The organism is Paenibacillus ottowii, from assembly GCF_050516475.1.
GTDB lineage: Bacteria > Bacillota > Bacilli > Paenibacillales > Paenibacillaceae > Paenibacillus > Paenibacillus ottowii.
Map to the genome: position 1 here is coordinate 3,793,904 of NZ_CP191577.1, position 20,641 is coordinate 3,814,544.

The 20,641-nt window shown below is 43.3% G+C and carries 17 protein-coding genes; 7 read left to right on the plus strand and 10 right to left on the minus strand.

The features are described 5' to 3' along the window. Window positions 1-74 precede the first annotated feature (74 nt). Window positions 75-701, minus strand: a complete 627-nt coding sequence (locus ACQQ6X_RS17620; RefSeq protein ID WP_305166371.1) for a TraX family protein — start codon at window positions 699-701, stop codon at window positions 75-77. Between the two features lie 24 nt (window positions 702-725). Continuing rightward, window positions 726-1,436: a CBS domain-containing protein gene (locus ACQQ6X_RS17625; RefSeq protein ID WP_305166378.1), complete on the minus strand. Its 711-nt coding sequence runs from the start codon at window positions 1,434-1,436 to the stop codon at window positions 726-728. A 185-nt stretch (window positions 1,437-1,621) separates the two neighbouring features. Between ACQQ6X_RS17625 and fsa the strand changes: the two genes are divergently transcribed. The 3 genes from fsa to ACQQ6X_RS17640 all read left to right on the plus strand — a co-directional run bounded on the left by fsa (window position 1,622) and on the right by ACQQ6X_RS17640 (window position 4,150). Continuing rightward, entirely contained in the window at window positions 1,622-2,269 is a 648-nt protein-coding gene (gene fsa, locus ACQQ6X_RS17630; RefSeq protein WP_040101606.1) for a fructose-6-phosphate aldolase, read from the plus strand. A 224-nt stretch (window positions 2,270-2,493) separates the two neighbouring features. Beyond that, complete coding sequence (locus ACQQ6X_RS17635; RefSeq protein WP_305166380.1) at window positions 2,494-2,949, plus strand: MarR family winged helix-turn-helix transcriptional regulator; 456 nt, start codon at window positions 2,494-2,496, stop codon at window positions 2,947-2,949. 1 nt (window position 2,950) lies between these two features. Next, on the plus strand, window positions 2,951-4,150 hold the full coding sequence (locus tag ACQQ6X_RS17640) for an MFS transporter (protein ID WP_305166381.1): 1,200 nt from the start codon (window positions 2,951-2,953) through the stop codon (window positions 4,148-4,150). Window positions 4,151-4,274: 124 nt separating this feature from the next. Here the strand turns inward: ACQQ6X_RS17640 and ACQQ6X_RS17645 are convergent, their stop codons facing one another. Together ACQQ6X_RS17645 and ACQQ6X_RS17650 are read right to left on the minus strand one after the other, a co-directional pair. After that, a complete protein-coding gene (locus ACQQ6X_RS17645; RefSeq protein WP_305166382.1) occupies window positions 4,275-5,585 on the minus strand; it encodes an MFS transporter in 1,311 nt (436 codons plus the stop codon). Window positions 5,586-5,675: 90 nt separating this feature from the next. Beyond that, entirely contained in the window at window positions 5,676-7,394 is a 1,719-nt protein-coding gene (locus ACQQ6X_RS17650; RefSeq protein ID WP_305166383.1) for a methyl-accepting chemotaxis protein, read from the minus strand. A 275-nt stretch (window positions 7,395-7,669) separates the two neighbouring features. On the opposite strand from ACQQ6X_RS17650, the gene ACQQ6X_RS17655 reads away from it, so the two are divergent. After that, a complete protein-coding gene (locus ACQQ6X_RS17655) occupies window positions 7,670-8,623 on the plus strand; it encodes a serine hydrolase domain-containing protein (protein ID WP_305166384.1) in 954 nt (317 codons plus the stop codon). Between the two features lie 142 nt (window positions 8,624-8,765). Here the strand turns inward: ACQQ6X_RS17655 and yicI are convergent, their stop codons facing one another. Further along, window positions 8,766-11,090, minus strand: coding sequence for an alpha-xylosidase (gene yicI, locus ACQQ6X_RS17660; RefSeq protein ID WP_305166385.1), 2,325 nt, complete (start codon window positions 11,088-11,090; stop codon window positions 8,766-8,768). 181 nt (window positions 11,091-11,271) lie between these two features. Between yicI and ACQQ6X_RS17665 the strand changes: the two genes are divergently transcribed. After that, the gene (locus ACQQ6X_RS17665) at window positions 11,272-12,192 is read left to right on the plus strand and encodes an AraC family transcriptional regulator (protein ID WP_305166387.1); all 921 of its coding nucleotides are present in this window, start codon (window positions 11,272-11,274) and stop codon (window positions 12,190-12,192) included. 92 nt (window positions 12,193-12,284) lie between these two features. Here the strand turns inward: ACQQ6X_RS17665 and brnQ are convergent, their stop codons facing one another. Next, window positions 12,285-13,637, minus strand: coding sequence for a branched-chain amino acid transport system II carrier protein (gene brnQ, locus ACQQ6X_RS17670; RefSeq protein WP_305166388.1), 1,353 nt, complete (start codon window positions 13,635-13,637; stop codon window positions 12,285-12,287). A gap of 381 nt (window positions 13,638-14,018) precedes the next feature. Here brnQ and ACQQ6X_RS17675 point away from each other — a divergent pair, with 381 nt between their 5' ends. Further along, on the plus strand, window positions 14,019-15,290 hold the full coding sequence (locus ACQQ6X_RS17675; protein WP_305166389.1) for an oligosaccharide MFS transporter: 1,272 nt from the start codon (window positions 14,019-14,021) through the stop codon (window positions 15,288-15,290). A 65-nt stretch (window positions 15,291-15,355) separates the two neighbouring features. Here ACQQ6X_RS17675 and ACQQ6X_RS17680 read toward each other — a convergent pair whose 3' ends face one another. Beyond that, a complete protein-coding gene (locus tag ACQQ6X_RS17680) occupies window positions 15,356-17,059 on the minus strand; it encodes a methyl-accepting chemotaxis protein (protein ID WP_305166390.1) in 1,704 nt (567 codons plus the stop codon). Window positions 17,060-17,088: 29 nt separating this feature from the next. Further along, entirely contained in the window at window positions 17,089-18,366 is a 1,278-nt protein-coding gene (locus ACQQ6X_RS17685; RefSeq protein WP_305166391.1) for an ABC transporter substrate-binding protein, read from the minus strand. Window positions 18,367-18,608: 242 nt separating this feature from the next. Here ACQQ6X_RS17685 and ACQQ6X_RS17690 point away from each other — a divergent pair, with 242 nt between their 5' ends. Next, window positions 18,609-19,457 carry a copper amine oxidase N-terminal domain-containing protein gene (locus ACQQ6X_RS17690; RefSeq protein ID WP_305166392.1) on the plus strand — a complete coding sequence of 283 codons (849 nt, stop codon included), beginning with the start codon at window positions 18,609-18,611 and terminating at the stop codon, window positions 19,455-19,457. 134 nt (window positions 19,458-19,591) lie between these two features. Here ACQQ6X_RS17690 and ACQQ6X_RS17695 read toward each other — a convergent pair whose 3' ends face one another. Together ACQQ6X_RS17695 and ACQQ6X_RS17700 are read right to left on the minus strand one after the other, a co-directional pair. Beyond that, window positions 19,592-19,933, minus strand: a complete 342-nt coding sequence (locus ACQQ6X_RS17695; RefSeq protein ID WP_013370578.1) for a darcynin family protein — start codon at window positions 19,931-19,933, stop codon at window positions 19,592-19,594. A gap of 81 nt (window positions 19,934-20,014) precedes the next feature. Next, the gene (locus ACQQ6X_RS17700) at window positions 20,015-20,596 is read right to left on the minus strand and encodes a Crp/Fnr family transcriptional regulator (RefSeq protein WP_305166394.1); all 582 of its coding nucleotides are present in this window, start codon (window positions 20,594-20,596) and stop codon (window positions 20,015-20,017) included. Window positions 20,597-20,641 lie beyond the last annotated feature (45 nt).

Here is a 20,641-nt window from a genome sequence, read left to right on the forward strand (position 1 = left end):
TTAATTTAAGGTCAAAAAGAACCTTTACAATCATTTTGGGATTGTAAAGGTTCTTTTATTGTATGGATTCGAGTTTAGGACCAGATGCGAATTAGCGCAATAACAGCCAGATGTACCGGATAAAAGCTGCGCCACAACCAACGCGGTACCCGACTGCGACTATAAAATCCATCCTCCCCTATGGCAAAATATACGATCAGAACACTGGACAGCAGACTAAAGTGCTGAATATTCGCATGGTGTACCATATCATACACAACATTTAAAACAAAATGAGCAGCAATTATCATATAGGAACGGGTGTATCGATAAATGAGAACAAGCAGCAGACCATAGGCTCCGTAATCCATCTGGCTGAGCTCCATGAACAGAGCTATGAGGGCGTACAGACCCGTTATAGCCGCCCAATGCTTCATGCGAGATGCAGCAGCCAGCGCGAGCAACGACGTCAGTAGCGTCCAGATCACATTGGGTCTGTGTACATCAAAGGCCAGCATATAAGGCACCTGGGAGATCAAGGCTAGTCCGAGCAGGCGAAGCATGTAGCTCCGCATATTTCGGGTACGGGTATATCCCATATAGAGAGCGTACGCGTAGATTGGAAAAGCAAGCCTGCCGGCAATTCTCCAAGCCGGATCTGTCGGAAAAAACACCAGTCCGACATGGTCAATCAGCATCGTCAGCATGGCCAACCAGTACAATGTAAGGCCCCCTTTGTTCATGTTTTACGTCTTTTCTTCTGTCAAACTCAGAATGGCGTTCATAATATCCGTTTTGGTAACCCGCCCTACTAACCCTTGAATTGGAGCCAAGGAAGTGCATTGCTCGTCCAAAACTGGAAGACAATTCACCTGATGTCGAACCAGTCTCGATATTGCTTCCAGTAAAGAATCTCCTGGGGCTAGTGTCGTCATTTGGGCCCGGCGAGTCATGGCCATGGTCACCGGGACAGTGTGAAGATCGGTATGTCCCAGCATGACCTTTAGCAAATCCTTGCGGGTAACAATACCGATGAGCTCCTGATCCTCCCCTGTGACCATCAGCGTGCCTGTATTTTGCTGAAACAGCATTAATACCGCATCATAAGCTGTAGCACTACTTGAAATCAAAATCGGCTCACTAAGTATATCTGCTACCGTCAGCTTTTTAAGCATACTGCCGATATGACTATCATGTTTTGGACCCCGTCCTGGCAAGTAGCCCACCTTTGGTTTGGCATCTACTAGCCCGAGCATAACCAGCAACGCAAGGTCAGAACGCAAAGTCGGCCGCGATAGTCCCAACTCTTCAGCAATTTTTTCCCCTGTAACAGGTGCCAGACGCTGAACAATATCCACAATTTCCCGCTGTCTATCTGACAGTTGAATAATGATTACCTCCTTATGGAATGGGGTAGTATAAATTATAAAGGAGCAGAGATCAGTAAATTTCAGCATGCTTCGACAATTCATCAAATTTTAATCAAAGACCGCTTGTTTTCAAATTTAAAATGTGTCACAATTAAGGATGTAATACATACTAATTATAAGTTTAACGTGTGCAATATGCTACATTTAAATGAACATAATGTACACCATATGATATGTATTATGTACTATATAAACCTGAGGAGGAAAATCAAATGAAATTTTTCTTGGATACTGGTAACATTGAAGAAATCAAACGTATTGAACGTTTGGGTCTGGTTGATGGTGTAACAACGAACCCTTCCCTGATCGCTAAGGAAGGTCGAGTGTTCAAGGAAGTCATTCAGGAGATTTGCAGTATCGTTGAAGGTCCCGTAAGTGCGGAAGTAATCGGCCTCAAGGCTGAAGATATGCTTACAGAAGCTTATGACATCGCAAAGTGGGCACCTAACGTGGTGATCAAGCTTCCTATGACTGAGGACGGTTTGTACGCTTGTAACGAGCTGACCAAGAACGGAATCAAAACGAATGTAACACTGATTTTCTCCGCAGCTCAAGGTTTGATGGCAGCCAAAGCTGGCGCTACTTTTATCAGCCCGTTCGTAGGACGTCTGGATGATATCGCTGTTGACGGTATGAAGCTGATCCGTGATCTGAGACAAATTTTGGACATTCATGGTCTGAAATCCGAAATCATCGCTGCTTCCATCCGCAACATTAAGCATGTAGAAGATGCTGCCCTGTCTGGTGCACATATCGCCACCATCCCAGGTTCTTTGCTTCCTTCCCTGTGGAAACATCCGCTGACAGATAGCGGTATCGAACGCTTCCTTAAGGATTGGGAAACCGTACCTAAAGCTTAATCCGCCAGTCATGGCAAACTATATTGTACTAAACCCCAACAGCCCGTTTTCGGGCTGTTTTTTTGTTTATTTTCCTGCGTATGCGCGTGAAATGGAATAAGAAATGTCTGTTTGCAACATACTGAACAACTTCTTTTGACAAAACAACTTGTTACCCATATAATTGTTATAACAACTAATTAAATTCAAAGTAACTATGTACGGAAAATAGAAAGGAGTGCCTTATGAACAATTTGCCTCCCGATTGTTCTATTGGGATGTTACTCGGGATTACTCATCGCAAAATGAGTCAACAGCTCTTGCATCGTCTTAAACCTTATGATATTTCCCCAGAGCAATGGTCGGTTCTGTATCAAATCTATCAGGCCGAGGGCTTAAATCAGAAAGAAATTGCCGCTAAAGCCGTAAAGGATCAGCCCACCACGACTCGTATTATTGATTTGTTGGACAAGAAGGGCTGGGTACGGCGTGTGAATAGTCCGCAGGATCGCCGGGCCTATTTGCTGCATTTGACTGCAGCAGGCCGACAGCTTGTGGAGGAGACCCTCCCCGTCGAACGGGATGCAAACCACGATTTTGTAAAAGGAATTTCCTCTTCCGATCTGAAGCAATTCCGCCACATTCTTTTACAAATTCATACCAACATGACTGAATCAGAAAAACAAGGAGAGAACGATTAATATGCAACAAGGCAAGCAACCTCTTTGGACCAAGGAATTTATCGTTCTTACGGTTTCCAATTTATTTTTGTTTCTGGAACTACAAATGATTGTATCTTCTATTCCATCCTATGTGAAAAATGCATTTCATGCCACCTCCGTCCAGGTCAGTCTCGTTACGACTTTGTTCGCGCTAAGCGCAATTGTAGCAAGGCTTTTTTCTGCCCGTATGCTGGAAAAAGGACATCGTAGCGCCTTGATCTTCGTTGGACTGCTGTTTGCATTAGCAGGAACGTTGGGATACAGTGTTTCACCGACGATTGCGGTGCTCCTGCTCATGCGTATGCTGTTCGGGATTGGCTTTGGCATGAGCAGCACCGCCTTTCCAACGATGGTCACTGACGTCATCCCGCCCAAACGTCTCGGTGAAGGAATGGGATTTTTTAGTCTGTCCACTAGTTTAGCGATGTCTATTGGGCCAACCATTGGTATTTCGATGCTGCAATACGGCAGTTTTAATCTGCTTGCTTATTCGACATCCGCTGTCATCGTTGTCATTTTCCCTTTAGCTTATTGGCTCATTCGTACACTCCCTAAGGGGCACATCGAACCACCTATGGTTCCTTTGGAAGAAGGGCGCAAACCGGCATTTAACCGTAAATTGTGGATTCCCGCCTTGCTGAACATGTTGATGTCTATCACATATGGCGGGTTGCTCGGTTTTATGGCGCTTTACGGGGATGAGGCTAATCTTGCCCATCCGGCTTACTTTTTCCTGTTTAATGCGGTATCTGTACTGATCGTGCGTCCCTTCTCAGGTCGTATATATGATAAAAAAGGGGCGAAGGCATTGCTTATCCCCGGTTCCCTGTTTCTCATTGGTGGTCTGATCCTGCTTTCCTACGCACACAGTGACGTCTTTATGTATCTGTCTGCTCTTTGCTACGGTATCGGATTTGGTGTTATGCAGCCAACGTTGCAAACCTGGATGATTCAGGTCGTGTCACCTAAACAGAGGGGCATGGCAAACGGTATGTTTCTCAATTCCCTTGATTTTGGGGTCGCAGCCGGAGCACTTATCCTTGGCATTATCGCCAAAGCCAGTGATTATGCGTGGATGTACCGCCTTTCGTCGCTGTTTATTGTGGTATTCTTGCTGATTTATGTCATTCAGATCGTCGCAAGCCGCAAGCCAAAAACACAGGTCCCTTTGGAGGGGTAAGACGCTTCCCTTAAAATGAGCATGCATCTAACTTGTTCAAATATTAAAAGCACCCATTACCATGGTTGGTTTCATGGACAATGGGTGCTTTTGATTTTAGAACATTTTTCAATTGCAAGTTTATTTATTTCGCAGGATTTTTGTGTCTTAGCTTAGAAGAAAGAGGCTTGTCTTGCGACATATATGTCATTTTCTCACTCTTGTTGCTACGATCACTGGATTTGTCCCCTGCTGGTTCATCCTGCTTAGGCTTAACCGCAAACAGCATCAGTAGAGCCGCAATTCCCCCCACTGCGGCCATGACACCAAAAAGCAAACTATGCCCACTGCGGCCAATCAGCAAGGATACTACTGGAGGACCTAAAGATACTCCGACAAAGCGCATGCTGCTATACAAGGATGTGATGGTTCCGCGCTCCTCTTTTTCAATCCCTTTGGTAATCAGGGCATCCAAACAAGGGAGTGCGAGCCCAATACCGCCGCCTCCTAGCGTAAACAGACCAACCACTGCATAAATATGTTGAAAAAATCCGAGAATGGCAAAGCTCATCGTCAAAATAACCAAACCGGCAAAACCGATCCATTTCATGCGCTTTTTATGCTTGCCAATAACCTTGCCACCTAAATAAGAACACAGACAGAGGGAAATAAGCGGTATGGCAAGCACAAAGCCTTTCCAGACGCCATGAAGGTGGTATCGACTTTCCAGTATGTCAGATAAGTAGAACAAGACGCCAAAAATGACAAACATGCAAATACCGCCCATAGCAAAAATAGCATAGAGCCAGCGTCCTTTTTCGGCAAGCACTTGCTTTACATTTCCCACAAATTCTCGGAACATAATCGGTTGGTTATTACGCTTGGGCACATGGATGAGCCAAATGACTAAAATAAGTGAAATCAAACAGAGACCTGGAATCACTGCCAACGGCAAAAACCATAATACTGCTCCCAACGCAGCACCGAGAATCGGACTTAATACTTTACCAAATGTATTATAGGTTTCGACTACTCCCAGGTTTTTGCTGGCTTCATCCTCGTTCTCATACAGATCACCCACAAGCGGAATGACGATAGGAAAAGCCCCCGCGGCTCCTGCACCCTGAAGTAAACGACCTGCAATAATGGTCCAATATGCTGCCAGGTCATGAAGCAGCCATGCTCCCACCGCAGAAATCCCCCCTCCAATCACAGTCAGAATTAGACAGGGAACAATCACCGCTTTACGTCCAAATCGGTCGGAAAGATAGCCCGCAATCGGTATCAGTAAAATGGCCACGACCGCATAGACTGTAATCAACATGCTTATCTGAAATGAGCTTACATGTAGCTTCCGTCCGATTTCCGGTAAAACAGGAATCAGCATGGAATTACCCAGCGTCATCATCAGTGGGATGGAACCTAATGCAACCAGATTCCCTTTATTTTGTTGCATCCCGTTACCACCTTTGCAAAAGTAATAACACAGCTGTTCAGATTGGTTCAACAGATGTTATTGTGTTTACAATGGTGGGAATTTATACGGCTATACTTTAAATCCACCGACCCTTGCATTCAGCAATTGCGACATATCCGCCACAGTATGTATGGACGATGCAATTTCCTCCATAGAAGCCAGTTGCTCTTCAGCCGCCGCACTGACGCTTTGGGTTCCTCCAGCCGTCTGCTCCGCTACTTCGCGTATGCGTTCCGCCGCCTTGACCATACGATCAGATCCATCGGACATTTGTTCTACAGACTGGTTTACGCTGTGAATCTGCTCGCTGACTTGTTGAATGGAACTTCCAATCTGACGAAATGCAGTTTCAGCGGATTGCATGATCTTTACGCCAGATTGCACCTCAACGGTCCCAGACTGCATAGTGGAAGCAACATTTCCAACATGCTCTTGAATATTTTGCACAAACTGTGTGATTTCTGCTGCTGAAACTGATACTTGCTCGGCCAATCTTCTTACCTCAGAGGCCACAACAGCAAATCCTTTGCCCTGTTCTCCCGCTCTTGCCGCTTCAATGGACGCGTTAAGCGCCAGCATTCCAGTCTGTTTGGCAATTCCGGTAATCACAGATCCGATCATGCCAATCTGCTCTGCCTGTTCACTAAGTGAACGCACAGCACGTGCAGAGCTGTCTACACTTTCGCTTACCTTTTCCATCTGGCGCATAGCTTGACCTATAGATTGTTCCCCTGCTGCTGCATCTTTAGCGGCTGTATCAGACAATTCATATACCTGCTCACTTGTGGTAGCAATCCGTTCAAGCTCGTTGGCAAGTTCTTTTATGGTAGCTGTTGTTTGGGTAATATCATCGACCTGATGCTCCATACCCGTCGCAAGCTCTTCCATGACACCGGAGGTATGACGATTGGCCTGATTCATTTCCTCAGTACTGACGTTAACACGCTCTGCGGTTACAGTTAATGTACGAGCCGTATCCTGAGCATCGACAATGATACGGCGGAACCCTTCGATAAGCTTGTTGTAGGAGCTCGCAATCATACCGATTTCGTCTTTGGACGTAATATCCAGTCTACTACGCAAATCTCCTCCACCTTGAGACATTTGCAACAACTGCTCATTCATATGGTGTAATGGACGAATGGAACGGATCAAAACGATAGATTGAGCAATACTGTACATAATTACTAAAAGTCCCACTATGCTCGTAACCAAGGTCGTATTCGTCATCGTTTGGTGCGCCTGCTGTACTTTTACCGTTACCATATCTTCTTGAGCTTTGACAAATGCGATGACCTTGGTATCCAGTTGCTTACGCAAAACCCTTTCGTTTTCAAAATCATCGAGCAATTCAGAAAATGGCGGGAAGCCATCATCTCTCGTGCTCTTATACCCTGCTGTAGTTAGTAGACTATGAACTTGATTCATATAGGTACTAATACCTGTTTTGAGCTCAGTCATCTTCTTTTTCGTATCCTCATTACCCGTATTGAGCAGAGCTTCTGTCTCCTGTAACAGCTTTGCAACTTCACTTTGCTTGTTCCCAATCTCGTTCCCATACTGCTCGTCACGAGTCAGCAAATATGCCCGCTCATCATTGGATATCCCATTTAACAAAAATTGAAGTGACTTGGAGTTATACGCAATCGTCTCTTCACGATTCATAATATCTTTGTACTCATTCTCACTATGTACACTTAAAATGTAATTGGTCAGCAGCATGGCGGCAATCACACTTGGGATCAGTATCGCGCTGAGAATCATTTTGGCCTTAATTGTTAAGTTCATGAATTGGTCCCCCAGTTGTCTCAAAATAAAATGTTCAACTTACTATATATCGTTTTATTATTCTGTTTTGTTAAATGAAACTGAAAAAAGTGTATAGATTTTTAAATATATTTATGTCTATTTCGTGAACATATATATGTTGTTTAATATCAAAAAACAAAAAAATTCAAATTAGGGAAATGATAAGAACTAAGCTCTGTTTGTACATATCGGATTCGGATGGTTAAAAATGATATACTATAAATGGTATGCTATAAGCCTCAAGGAGGATCTGCATGAAAAGTCTGGAGCTCAAATCACTTATTCACGTGCTTAACGAGTTGGAAACTCGTAGCTGTCTTATTGAGCAGCAAGGGCATAGGATCATGGATTACTACCGTGAGCCTCAAATGGCCAATGAACTCTATAAAATAAATTCCTGTACTAAAAGCGTGATTTCCGCATTAATCAGTATTGCTATGGATCAACAACTGGTACCCCAACCCGAGACACCGATCTTTGAATTTTTCCCCCAATTGGGTAAAGACAGTGACGCTCGAAAGCGTGATATTACGATCGAACACCTATTGACGATGTCTGCTGGCTTTAACTGGACAGAATTCGGGGGGCAAAATTCATTTCCTACCATGAGCAAAACGTCCGATTGGGTACAATTTGTGCTTTCACAGCCCTTGTCGGATATACCAGGTACGCGAATGGAGTATAGCTCTGGCTGTTCTCAGCTTTTGGCCACCTTGCTGCGCTCTGCCTCTGGACAAGCAGTTGCTGAATTTGCCGAGGAGCACTTATTCCAACCACTCGGGATCGATAACTATCATTGGGAAACCGATCCGCAAGATACACATACCGGAGGATTTGGACTGCATCTCAGACCGCTGGATATGCTCAAATTCGGACGACTTTATCTGAACCAAGGAAGCTGGGAAGGACAGCAGATCATCCAGACAGAGACGGTCCGATATTCGACCCGCCCATTCCTTCCGGCCTTCAAGCCCCAAAAAGCATATTACGGTTGTCACTGGTGGGCTTCTTCCTTTTCTGATGAGAGAAAAGCAGGAACGAAAATAGACTATTTTTATGCACTCGGCTTTGGTGGGCAATATATTATTGTCGTTCCGGCTTATGACATGGTCGTTGTTCTCACAGCTGATAAATTTAAAAAGAAACGAACTCCTGTGGATATTTTTCGGCAGTACCTTGTACCACTATTACTTCAAGAGAATGCATAGGGTATGACCTCAAGCCAAAGTTGAAGACATTCTCTACAGAGGCAAATCAAAAAGGGCTAGCCTGTTTTGTATCAGGCAAGCCCTTTTTTTCGCAATATAATTACCACATTATAATCTATCCATTCACAGATGAACGTCTAGCCTAGCTCAAATGAATAGTAAGCACTCGCTGTCCGCTGGAGGCTGGTGTAATGATTACACCCTGTTCTCCGGCCAAACTGCTGCCTTCCTCCACCTGAACAGCCTCGTGGATACCACGCAATACTAACGACCACGGTTTGGCAGCACCTTCTGCTTTCACCGTTATGACAGAATCCTTGCGGCTGGCAGTAACCGTCAGTTCTTTTTCGCCTGACGTATTCACGATAACCGTACGAGCCTGCTGTCCCTCACCTAGCTCAAACAAATGAAACGCCACTTGATCAGCATAATCATAATCCGGACGACGATCCTCATGACCGATTGCCAGCAATGTGTTTGGCTTTACGAGCACAGGCAAGGTTGTAAAATCATGATGCTCGTTGACCCAACGACCACCAGCAACAGTTTCATTCGTTAACAAATTCGTCCACTGACCCTCTGGTACATAATACTGTGCATTGCCTTCTTTATTAAAGATCGGAGCTACCAAAATGGAATCTCCCAGCATATATTGTAAATCCAGCGTTGCACAGGTAGGGTCCTGCGGAAATTCCAGTACCATAGCCCGCATCATTGGCAGTCCCTTCACTGAGGATTCCACAGCGGAAGCATACAGGTGTGGCATCAGCGAGCATTTGAGTTTGGTAAAGCTGCGCACTACATCAACTGACTCCTCGTCAAACAGCCACGGAACACGGTACGACACATTTCCGTGTAGCCGGCTATGGGAGGATAACAGTCCAAATTGTACCCACCGTTTGTACAGGTCCGGCGCAGCCGTTAGTTCAAAGCCGCTAATATCATGGCTCCAAAAGCCAAAACCGCTCAAACCAAGCGATAATCCACCCCGCAATGATTCTGCCATCGATTCATATGTGGACGAGCAGTCTCCGCCCCAGTGAACTGGGAACTGTTGTCCCCCAGCTGTAGCAGAACGTGCAAATAATGCGGCTTCATTTTTGCCCAGCTTTTCCTCCAGCACATCAAACACAGCTTTGTTGTACAGATGCGTATAGTAATTATGCATTTTCATGGGATCAGAGCCATCATAATAAACTACATCTGTTGGAATACGCTCACCAAAGTCAGTTTTGAAGCAATCCACGCCTTGATCAATCAGCACCTTTAGCTTATCCTGATACCACGCGACAGCTGCTGGATTCGTGAAGTCAACCAATCCCATTCCCGCCTGCCACATGTCCCATTGCCACACACTGCCATCGGCTGTCTTGACCAGATAGCCATTCTCCATGCCTTCATCGAACAATATGGACTTTTCTGCAATATACGGATTAATCCATGCACAAATTTTGAGCCCCTTAGCCTTCAATCTCTGCAACATGCCCTCTGGATCTGGGAACATATCTTGATCCCACTGGAAATCGCACCATTGGTATTCCTTCATCCAGAAGCAGTCAAAATGGAATACCGAGAGTGGCAGATCCCGCTCAGCCATCCCGTCCACAAAATGATTTACTGTCGCTTCATCATAATCGGTCGTGAACGAAGTAGTCAGCCACAAACCAAAGGTCCAGGCTGGTGGCAATGCCGGCTTGCCTGTCAGCTTGGTGTAATTGTCCAATACCTCCTTAGGATTGGCTCCCCCGATAATAAAATACTCCAACGATTCACCAGCAACGCTAAACTGTACCTTTGAAACATTTTCCGAGGCAATCTCATAGGACACCTTTTCCGGATGATTGACGAATACACCATACCCTTTATTGGATAAATAAAATGGAATGTTTTTGTAGGCCTGTTCGCTGCTAGTCCCGCCATCTTCATTCCAGATATCAACGACCTGACCATTTTTCACGAACGGAGTGAAACGCTCTCCGAGACCGTATACATACTCCCCGATACCCAGCTCCAGCTGTTCCCGGAAAAAAGGCTGTTCCTGTGGGTCTGTAATGTAGCCAGGTCCCCGATGTCCACTACCGGTAACTTTACGATCCTTGACATAAAAACCTACGTCCCAGCCCTTTCCACGACCTACTCGTACACTTAGATCGCCGCTTTTCAGCACCGCTACGTCCTCGCCTACCGTAATATCCACCTCTGTCGGCAAGGTGTGAATTTCAAAATCCGGCCCATGCTGCACCCGTCCTTTGTGATGGTTCAGACGCACCCGAATAACATTCGGCATGGGAGAGCTGTAGGTCGCTTTCAGTAACGCTCCGTTCAGCGTATCCCCTTTGTGCTCGATCCGGTGGGTTGCTGCATATACCGTCATGGAAGCATCGTCCGTCACAATATCACGGACATCTGCAGGATTTTGTATTTCATAGCCTTTGCGAACCAACCAATAGCCATCAGTAAATTTCATCTGTCTCTTCCTCCATCTCGACTTTTATATTTCTTGATCCCATAATGCTTATTGGATTTTTTCGAAATTCTTACTATAATAATATTGATTTATGTAAGGGTTTACTTCTTTTATTTTGATGATTTGTATCAATATTTTGATGTTTTCTATATAAATCAGTTTGTAGAGAGGAATCATTGAAATGCAAAGGGAAATGTTACGAGAAAACCGTATTCACGGCAATCCCATGTATCCGGTCAGCGTATATCCGAGCGTAGAGCAGTTGAACGGAAATAGTATATTAGAGTCCCATTGGCATGAAGAAATGGAGTTTATTGTCGTGGAACAGGGGAGCGCCATATTTCAGACGGATATGGTCTATACAGAGGTTAGCGAAGGTGAAGCCCTTTTTGTAAACAGCGGCGAGCTCCACGCCGGTTATTTACAAAAAAGTCCGCGCTGTGTATTTTCTGCGGTGGTATTTCACCCCGATATGCTGCATAGCCGCACGCAAGATACAGTGCAGACACAGTTCATTGAACCATTTATCAATAAAAAGCTCATCCCTCCCCCTCACATTGGCGGTGCGCAGCCTTGGGAGCAGGAGCTACTGAAGGCGTTGAAATACATTATCACCAGTCATGAACAGAATGCGCCTGCCCGTGAACTAGCGACCAAAGCGCAGCTTTATAACATAATCGCCTGCCTATTCCCGCACATGACTCCGGCTAACGGAGAGGACGTGATTATGGCCAGTCAACGCAACAAGGTCGAACGGATCAAAAAAGCACTGGCGTACATCAACAGTCATGCGCATGAACCCATTCGTTTGCGGGAAATCTCAGATGAGATTGGGATGAGTGAGGGGCATTTTTGCCGTTTTTTCAAGCAAATGGTGCAGAAGAGTCCCATTGAATATATCAATTATCAGCGGATTCAGAAGGCTTGCAGGCTGCTGGAGCAAAGTGACCGCAAAGTAGTTGATATTGCGTTGGATGTTGGCTTTGAGAATCTAAGCTATTTTATTGCAACCTTTAAAAAATGGAACAGCCTGACGCCTTCACAATACCGCAAGCAGCATGAAGCAGATCAGGCGCTTTCTGTCCCTTATATAACAGACTGAAATATAAGATTCTGATTAGTATAACAGTCAGTAAAGAAGTTACAAAAAAAAGAACGAACGGAAAATCAAGTTCTCCATTCGTTCTTTTTGTTTTATTTTTTTGGCTTCATAAGTATGAGGACAATTTTTCTACGCTTAATATAGTAAAGTATATAGCCTGCTATTCCACCTACAACAGAGGGAATTAACCAGCCTAATCCCACATCATATAATGGAAGAATCTCAGTGAAAAAGTCATTAATTACTTTGATTTTTATTCCCGCAGCATTCAAGCCATCAAATAAACTAATAATGAAGGTTAAAATCAAACTGCCTTGATATACTTCTGACTTTCCTTTAAATACGGGATGTAAAAATGTTAAAAATATTAGAGAAATAGCAATTGGATATATCGCAATTAACACTGGCGTTGAAACCTTAATGAGCTGTGTTAAACCTATATTGGCTACAATGATACTAAATATAGATAGCAGGAGTGCAATTCTTTTATAAGAAATATTAGGAAAAAATGTATGAAAAAAGGAAGAACAGGACGTAATAAGCCCTACACTTGTCGTTAAACACGCTACTGTAATCATTAAGCCTAATAGAATTGAACCGTAAGATCCAAAATAATAGGAGGAAACCTTGGCTAACACTTCAGCACCATTTTCTAAAACACCCAGTTTTTCAACGCTAGAAGCTCCCATATAGGCAAGAGACGTATAGATAAAGGCTAAGAGAATAACCGCAATGGTTATCGATTTGGCACAAATAATCATCAGCTCTTTTTTGCTAGTAACTCCTCTTTCCTTAATGGCATTCACAATGATAATTCCAAAAATAAAGGCTACAAGAGCATCCAATGTTAAATACCCTTCTTGAAAGCCTTTGAAAAAGACGTGCGAAGTATAACCTTCGGCAGGTGCTTGGAATGCTCCTATGGGGTGAATAAGAGCTACAACCACAAGTATTCCAATGAATGTCAATTTAATAGGTGTTAAAAATTTCCCGATGACATCGATAATTTTTGTAGGGTTAAGTGATAACAAGCATGCAATTCCAAAAAAGACAATAGTAAATACAAAAAGTGCGACAGGATGATCTGTATGGTTAGAAAAAAAAGGTTTTACTCCAATTTCAAAAGACACGCTACCGGTTCTCGGAATTGCATACAAAGGGCCAATGGCTAGATAAAGAACCGTTGTAAAAACAATACCGAATACGGGATGTACACGACTCGCTAAAGTTTGCAAGTTGCTTTTGCCCGAAAAGACAAAGGCTGTAACGGCTAGTAACGGTAAACCAACTCCGGTAACCAAAAAACCCGCATTGGCTATCCATACATTCTGGCCAGCCATTTGACCCAGCATAGGTGGAAAGATTAGATTTCCTGCACCAAAAAATAAGGCAAATAGCATCGACCCTATAATAATAATAAAGGACGAAGAAACACTTTTTGACATAATAAATCCTCCAACCATGAAATCACAACATTTTGTTATCATTCATTTTCATTTTATTTTGTGTAGTAACAATACTCTATATACGTTCACGATTTCAAGTAACTTTGTACTTGCGAAGGAACCACTCTACTTCTTATCATGTTTCTCCTCCTACTAAATGAGCCCAATGAACTATGAATAATTTTACACGTAGGACTTAATTCTTACAAGATAATAAAAGCTCTGTATACCCCATCTAGCAATTGATTGCAATAAGCACAGGAAATCTTGGGAAAATACCCTATGGATTCAATGGAGTCATCCTTACAATGAATAGTACAGACAATGTTTAAAGACGTATGCAATACATTGAGCGGCTACAATTTGAAGGGGTGCTTAAACATGAATTTAGCAAAACGTAACTACTGGTCTCTAAGTGTTTTTAATTTCGCTTATCTGTTTACATGGTCTGCCGCCATGTCTTTTTTTGTCATTTGGCTGGGACAAAGCCTAGGGATTTCAGAAACCTACACAGGATTTCTATATGCGGCGAACTCCATCGTCGCCTTGATCATGCAGCCCCTGTTTGGTTACTTATCCGACAAGCTGGGCTTGAGAAAACATTTGCTGTACATACTCTTTACGATCCTTTTACTCGTCGGGCCCTTTTTTATCTATGTGTACGGTCCATTGCTTCAAACACAGTTCGTCATTGGTGCCATTGTCGGTGCACTATTTATCGGCCTGGTATTTAATGCCGGTAACGGTGTTGTCGATTCTTATATGGACAAGGTATCGCGCAAATACGGTTTTGAATACGGACGGGTCCGTATGTGGGGCTCACTCGGGTGGGCGGCCGCTACTTTTGTTGCCGGACGGGTCATCAATATCAATGTAAATCTGACCTTCTGGATTGCCTCCGTATCTGCCATTGTTGCCATGATTTGCATTTTTCTAACTAAAGTCGAAATTTCCGGACAGGAGCAGCAGAAAACAGAATCGTTGAAGCTCATTGATGTACTGCATCTCGTACGTACCACTAAGTTCTGGTTTTTGATGCTATTCATGGTTGGCGTGACCCAAATTTATGAGGTTTATGACCAGCAATTTGCCACCTATTTCGTATCTCAGTTCAGTTCCAAAGCAGAGGGCAATCAATTCCTTGGTGATTTGAGCGCTGTGCAGGTATTTCTGGAATTTGTGTTCCTGTTTGTTACCCCATGGTTTGTAAACAAAACGACTGCCAAGTGGGCATTGGTTATTGCCGGGGCGATCATGTCGTTACGTATAATTGGTTCTTCACTGCCATTCGGTTCCATATGGGTGGCTGCGATGAAAATGATTCACTCCCTGGAGAAACCGCTTATTCTGGTAGCCATCTTCAAATACATTACCGTTAATTTTGACCAGCGGTTATCGTCCACCATGTATCTGCTGTATTTGTTTATGGGCTCACTGGTGGTATCCATTTTCTCACCTATTGTCGGACATATGTATGAGGTTCTGAATTTCCCGATGACTTATGTTATTTTGGGTTCTATTGCAGGTCTATTCACCATCATCTCCTGCTTCACACTGACAGCTGACAAGAAGAATGGAGAGCGGTATTTAGAAGAACGCCGTAAACAGGATCTGAAAAGAGCTGCTAAAAAAGCTGAAGCCGTTCACTCATAATTTTATGGCAACAATAGCGGTAGTCTAGGACTTGTCTTTCTCGTCCAGGGCTACCGCTAATTATTTTAAATTTTGAATACAGACACCGTTTGATTCATCTCTTCCGCCCGCTTGGCAAGCATATTAGCACCTGCAGACACTTCCTCCATGGAAGCGGTAGTTTCCTCGACTACACTTGCGACAGTTTGAGTAGCATCTGCAGCCTGTTCGGAGATTTCAGCAATCTTCTTCATCGATTCCACCATAGAAACGGTTCCTTCATTTACGGATCTTGCTTCTACGGCCGCAGTGTCCACCTCACCGCTCACTTCTTCAACGGCACCGACAATTTCAGAAAAGACGTTACCGACACCTTCAACAAGCATCATGCCTTCATTTAGAGACTGGACACCTTCATTCATTGAAACCACAACTTCGTCTGTTCTTAATGCGATTTCGTTGACCAGAGAAGAGATCTTACCCGTTGCTTCACTTGCTTGTGCCGACAAATTGCGTACTTCATTAGCGACAACTGCAAATCCTTTGCCATGTTCTCCCGCTCTTGCAGCTTCTATACTCGCATTAAGTGAGAGCAAGTTGGTGCGGGCTGCTATATCACTGATCATAGCTGTGATCTGTCTAATCTCCGCAGATTTCTCGCCTAGAATATTTACGACTTCAGCGGATTGAGTTACCTTGGTATGCACATCTCTTATTTGAGAGACAGTGGAAGACATTTGGGTTTTCCCATTGGTTGCTTTTTCTTGTGCTTGGGTTGTAAGATTCGCCACATTCACAAAGCGATTGGTGATGTTCTCTACACTTTTAGAAACGCCTACCGAATAATTCAGCGTTTCAGCAATATCTGCAAGCTGTGTTTGAGATCCCTCTGCGACTTGAGTGGCACTTATAGCTATCTGCTCAGTAGCAATGCTTGTCTGTTCCGCGCTGGCCGTTAACTGTTCTGCCGTAGAGGCAACCAGTAAGGAATTATCCACAACTTCCTTTAAAAGGTTGCGCAGCGAATCACACATTTCATTAAAATCGGATGCCAGCTCCCCGACCTCATCCTTTGATCGGACCTTAAGAGGTTCCACTTGCAGGTTCCCTCTCGTTACCAACTTGATCTGTTCTGCTATTTTTAATATGGGCTTAGTAAACGATTGAGCCAGTAAAAAAGAACCGATAATTCCAAGGATCGTACATATGATAGTCAAGGAAATCATCAAAAGTCTGCCTGAATGGTAAGATTGGCTCGATTGATTAGCGGCATCCGTAGCATACTGCTCATTAAGTAGCTTCAGTTTATTTACATCATCTAAAGCTGCCTTATAAACAGAGGAATTTCCATGGATGATCATGTAGGCCATCACCTTGTCGTTTTCTTCCATGGCCGCAGAAACCACCTTCAGATGGCGAAGATACATTGCCCACTGACCATAAAAGTCGGTGAACAATTCTTTTTCCGCTGCCGTCGAGGCTAAACTTTGATATTTATTTACACTCTTATCCATTGAAGCTGTAGCTTTGGTTAGTTCTTCTTGATAAGTGCTGCGAACGGCTGCATCCTCTTCGATTATCATGCGAACGGTCAGTCTATCGATTTCTGTAATCTGCTTATCCATACCTTGAAGAAGAATGACCGCAGGTAAAGACCTGTTATTTACCTTATCAGAAGCCTCCCCCATTTCCGACATCTTAATGACGCCTATTACACTTGAAAGGGACAGTACGATCACCAGTATGAGCGCTGCACTAATTATTTTTTTCTTTAACGTTAATTTAAACACCCTTATCTTCCTCCCGTGACTGTCTCGTATCATCCCTGCTGAGCTTTCCAGTATATGCGTATTTGGCGCAACAACTCTGCCTTATCTATCTTTCCACTGATATAGCTTTGGATAGATGCTCCTGTGATGCCCCCATGATCAGGTGGAAGGGTTGCCATAAACGGCAGCGTCTTTCCGCTCGACATATATGACTTGATCGATTTACTCAAAGGATCGGAAGGCACTAGGTCAATATTCTTGAACGCCGGTATAACATTGGCCTTGTTCACCAAAAGTTCCTGTCCGGACTTTTCGTATACTAGCCAGTTTAAAAACTTCTTTGCTTCCTCTTGCTGCTGAGGTGTGGTAGTTGTGGAGTCGATGAATATATATTTTGTCACACCGACTGTGATCTTGGAATTGATAGGATCATCTGTATTATCATTTAGCGGAAAAGGCAAGAAACCGTATTCCTCATTTGCCGTATCATTGCTCTTTATTCCATTCCAAGCCCAGTTGCCCATAAACCAAAGCCCTACCTTGCCCTCTCCCAAAGCTTTGGATCCATCCTCATACGTACTGTCCAAAGGCGCGTGCTTATTGATGTTGTTATCCTTGAGCAGATCTAAAGTTTGTACCCATCCAGACATTATATTGTTTTGGGACAAATCGATGGAGTTGTTCTGCATGCCTTTAATAAACTCTGGAAAACCCCCAGGTTGAACAGAATAAGCCAGAGCCAGAAGATGAGAGCCAAGAGACCAGTCCATTGGTGAAAGCATGACCGGTGCTACTCCCGACTTCTGAATTTTAGCCATTAATGAATTCAGGCTGCTTCTACTGTTGACCGAGGAAGCATCAAAAGTCCCCCCTGCTGCTTTGTCCAACACTTTCTTATTGTAAATTAATCCGTAGCCTTCAACTGCAAATGGGAACCCCAGCACAGTATCATTTTTCTTGACAGTATCGAGTCCATGTTCTATCGTATCGGCTACCCACTTTTCTTTACTTAAATCAACAGCTTTATCCAGAAATGTCTGCGTGTCGCCCGGATCAAGCATTGACATGGTAGCTGGGCTTCCTGAACCGTACATCGACATCAACTTTTGATATGCAGATGTCCCCTCAGGAGCAGTTATAATCTCTAAAGATGCTTCAGGATGCTCTTGGTTGTATTGTTTTGCTAATTCTTCTAGTTGGGTTTTTATTTCAGATTTGGAATTCAAAAGTGTAATCTTGGTCGTCTGCTGTGATACTGGTGAAGCCGAACAACCTATAAACATCATTAAACATACTAGAGAAATCGCAACTTTTAGCTGTTTTCTCATTAACTTTCCCCCTAAGGATGTACTTTGTAAATTTTATGAACAATATTCAATGTTATCGACATAATTCCCCAGGAAGATTAGAATTTTTTGGTTGGTAAATGTCGGAATTCAATTAAATAGTACAAACTGGTTGTTACGTCAAGTTGATGAACAGGCAAGCGCAACAAAACTTTATCCATTCGCGTCTTAATATGGTGGAAAGTTACTAGGTAACAAATTTATCAAAAAAGGAGCAATCTTTTATGAACAAGGCATTCTTTGGGGCTTTTCTTGCTATCTTTTTATGTATTTCATCGTCCACTGCTTATGCAGCACAAAATCAAATCAAAGTTGACGGTGTAACGGTTACAACCGATGTGAAGCCCGAAATGAAAAATAAGCGCGCCATGGTACCTCTACGTGTTATTAGCGAAAGCTTGGGGGCTAACGTCGAATGGTCCGATTCCGAGGTTAGCCTCGTTAAAAGCGAGATGAAAGTAAAATTAGCAATAAACAAAAGCACAGCGGAGAAAAACGGTAAGAAGATACTGCTTGATGTAAAACCATATACAAAAAATAATCGCACATATGTTCCACTTCGTTTTATTGCAGAGGCACTTGGCTGCAATGTCAATTACAGCAACTTTACAGTAACTGTGGATACTAAACCATTGCTCATCAACGGTGTACAAGTAAAAGCACTTCAACAGGAATACCATATGATATTGGGCGGCGTAGTTCAGCAAATTCATGGCAATGCATATCATGAAACCATTTATAATATTTTCACAAAAAACAAAGGTGAAAAGGTCGAAGCACCTGAAAACTATTCTTGGAGCTTCACTATTGACACACCTGGGTCTTATTATAAAAATGCACAATACGATTTTTTAGATCAAAAGGGGAAAAGCTTAGCTCGTTTTGATGTGTATTCTCTAATCCAGTCCTTTCCTTCCGAACTTTTAGTCGGGTATCCCAAGTTTTTGATTCATGACGTATCCAAAGATGAGTGGTACTTGTTTAGCGATAGCGCAGCAAAATCTGTTGATCAGTTAATTAATAATGCAACAAATAATGGATTTCTGAAGGTTATAAGTAATACAGTTGCATAAAGTGGTTTTTCTGATTATCATTTTCAAAAGATAAAAGGCGAATTCCCAGCTGAATAAAACAGCATGGGAACTCGCCTTGTTTAAAACCTGTACAAGCTCAACTCCTACTTTTACATAATAAGAGATACGGGGAGTTATTTGTCCATCTGTAGCATTTCGGACTCATAGGACTGAAATGCATTTTCCATCCCCATTACTACATCTTTAATCTTCATATATCCTTTGGTATACGGCTCCGAATCACGAATTTCTTCCCACATATAGTGATATTGCTTCATATCCTCCGTTTCACATACGACGAAATCCGTATAGTCCTTTCCGGGCAGTGCTTCTGCATCGAAAAAACGAACCTGAACATGTTCGCTGTACTTCTGAATACGAGCCTGCAAGGCCCCCGCATGTTTACGGCGTTCTTCCCGAGGAAGAGCCAACCAGGAAGGGTAGAATTCCAGTAATACAATCATCATATAACGCATATGCCTATCTCCTTTTTAGTGAAACTTGAATGGATTTATCGCTATTGTACGCTGCTTGTCGCTAAGCCACATTAACATAGGTTAATGCAAATCGCTGCGCAGCAAACGACTAAGTGAAACAGGAGATATACCTATGTACGAAGCTATATGGTATTGTGCAACTCGTTTGTCCAACCCGGGGTACTTAAGAAGAAAGGCATCATAACGCTCCCTGGCAGAAAGATATAACAATTCGCGTTCCCGTTCCTCTTTGCGAATGTACAGTCTTTCTACGCTTTTACGCACGAATCTTTCCCACATATGGCTTGTATCCATAAGCTCCTTCAGGACATGATATGGAATTTCAATAACAACCGAATCTTCCATGGCCTCAATCGTAAAGGTGGATGGTTTACCTTGAACCATAGCGCCATAAGAGGTTACATAATCATCTTCTGGTGAAAAACCAACATTATATTCTCTGCCATCTGCCAAAGTATAAAACAAACGGAATAATCCCTCCGAACAAAAATAAGCATGTTTCACAGGTTCCCCTGTTTCAATAAGATATGTTCCTTGCTGAACATGCCTCACACGGGTTTGCTCTACAAACCTGTTCCAATCCTGATCTATAATTGAGACTTGATGAGCCATTCTTTTTAATGAGCGATAATATAATTGCATCTCATCCTCCCACAAAACGCTGTTTAAGAAAATCAAAGATATCTT

Coding starts and splice junctions, on each gene's coding strand:
- ACQQ6X_RS17625 (WP_305166378.1), bottom strand. CDS start 1,436: ATGCTGAAATTTACTGATCTCTGCTCCTTTATAATTTATACTACCCCA.
- fsa (WP_040101606.1), top strand. CDS start 1,622: ATGAAATTTTTCTTGGATACTGGTAACATTGAAGAAATCAAACGTATT.
- ACQQ6X_RS17635 (WP_305166380.1), top strand. CDS start 2,494: ATGAACAATTTGCCTCCCGATTGTTCTATTGGGATGTTACTCGGGATT.
- ACQQ6X_RS17640 (WP_305166381.1), top strand. CDS start 2,951: ATGCAACAAGGCAAGCAACCTCTTTGGACCAAGGAATTTATCGTTCTT.
- ACQQ6X_RS17645 (WP_305166382.1), bottom strand. CDS start 5,585: ATGCAACAAAATAAAGGGAATCTGGTTGCATTAGGTTCCATCCCACTG.
- ACQQ6X_RS17650 (WP_305166383.1), bottom strand. CDS start 7,394: ATGAACTTAACAATTAAGGCCAAAATGATTCTCAGCGCGATACTGATC.
- ACQQ6X_RS17655 (WP_305166384.1), top strand. CDS start 7,670: ATGAAAAGTCTGGAGCTCAAATCACTTATTCACGTGCTTAACGAGTTG.
- yicI (WP_305166385.1), bottom strand. CDS start 11,090: ATGAAATTTACTGATGGCTATTGGTTGGTTCGCAAAGGCTATGAAATA.
- ACQQ6X_RS17665 (WP_305166387.1), top strand. CDS start 11,272: ATGCAAAGGGAAATGTTACGAGAAAACCGTATTCACGGCAATCCCATG.
- brnQ (WP_305166388.1), bottom strand. CDS start 13,637: ATGTCAAAAAGTGTTTCTTCGTCCTTTATTATTATTATAGGGTCGATG.
- ACQQ6X_RS17675 (WP_305166389.1), top strand. CDS start 14,019: ATGAATTTAGCAAAACGTAACTACTGGTCTCTAAGTGTTTTTAATTTC.
- ACQQ6X_RS17685 (WP_305166391.1), bottom strand. CDS start 18,366: ATGAGAAAACAGCTAAAAGTTGCGATTTCTCTAGTATGTTTAATGATG.
- ACQQ6X_RS17690 (WP_305166392.1), top strand. CDS start 18,609: ATGAACAAGGCATTCTTTGGGGCTTTTCTTGCTATCTTTTTATGTATT.
- ACQQ6X_RS17695 (WP_013370578.1), bottom strand. CDS start 19,933: ATGCGTTATATGATGATTGTATTACTGGAATTCTACCCTTCCTGGTTG.
- ACQQ6X_RS17700 (WP_305166394.1), bottom strand. CDS start 20,596: ATGCAATTATATTATCGCTCATTAAAAAGAATGGCTCATCAAGTCTCA.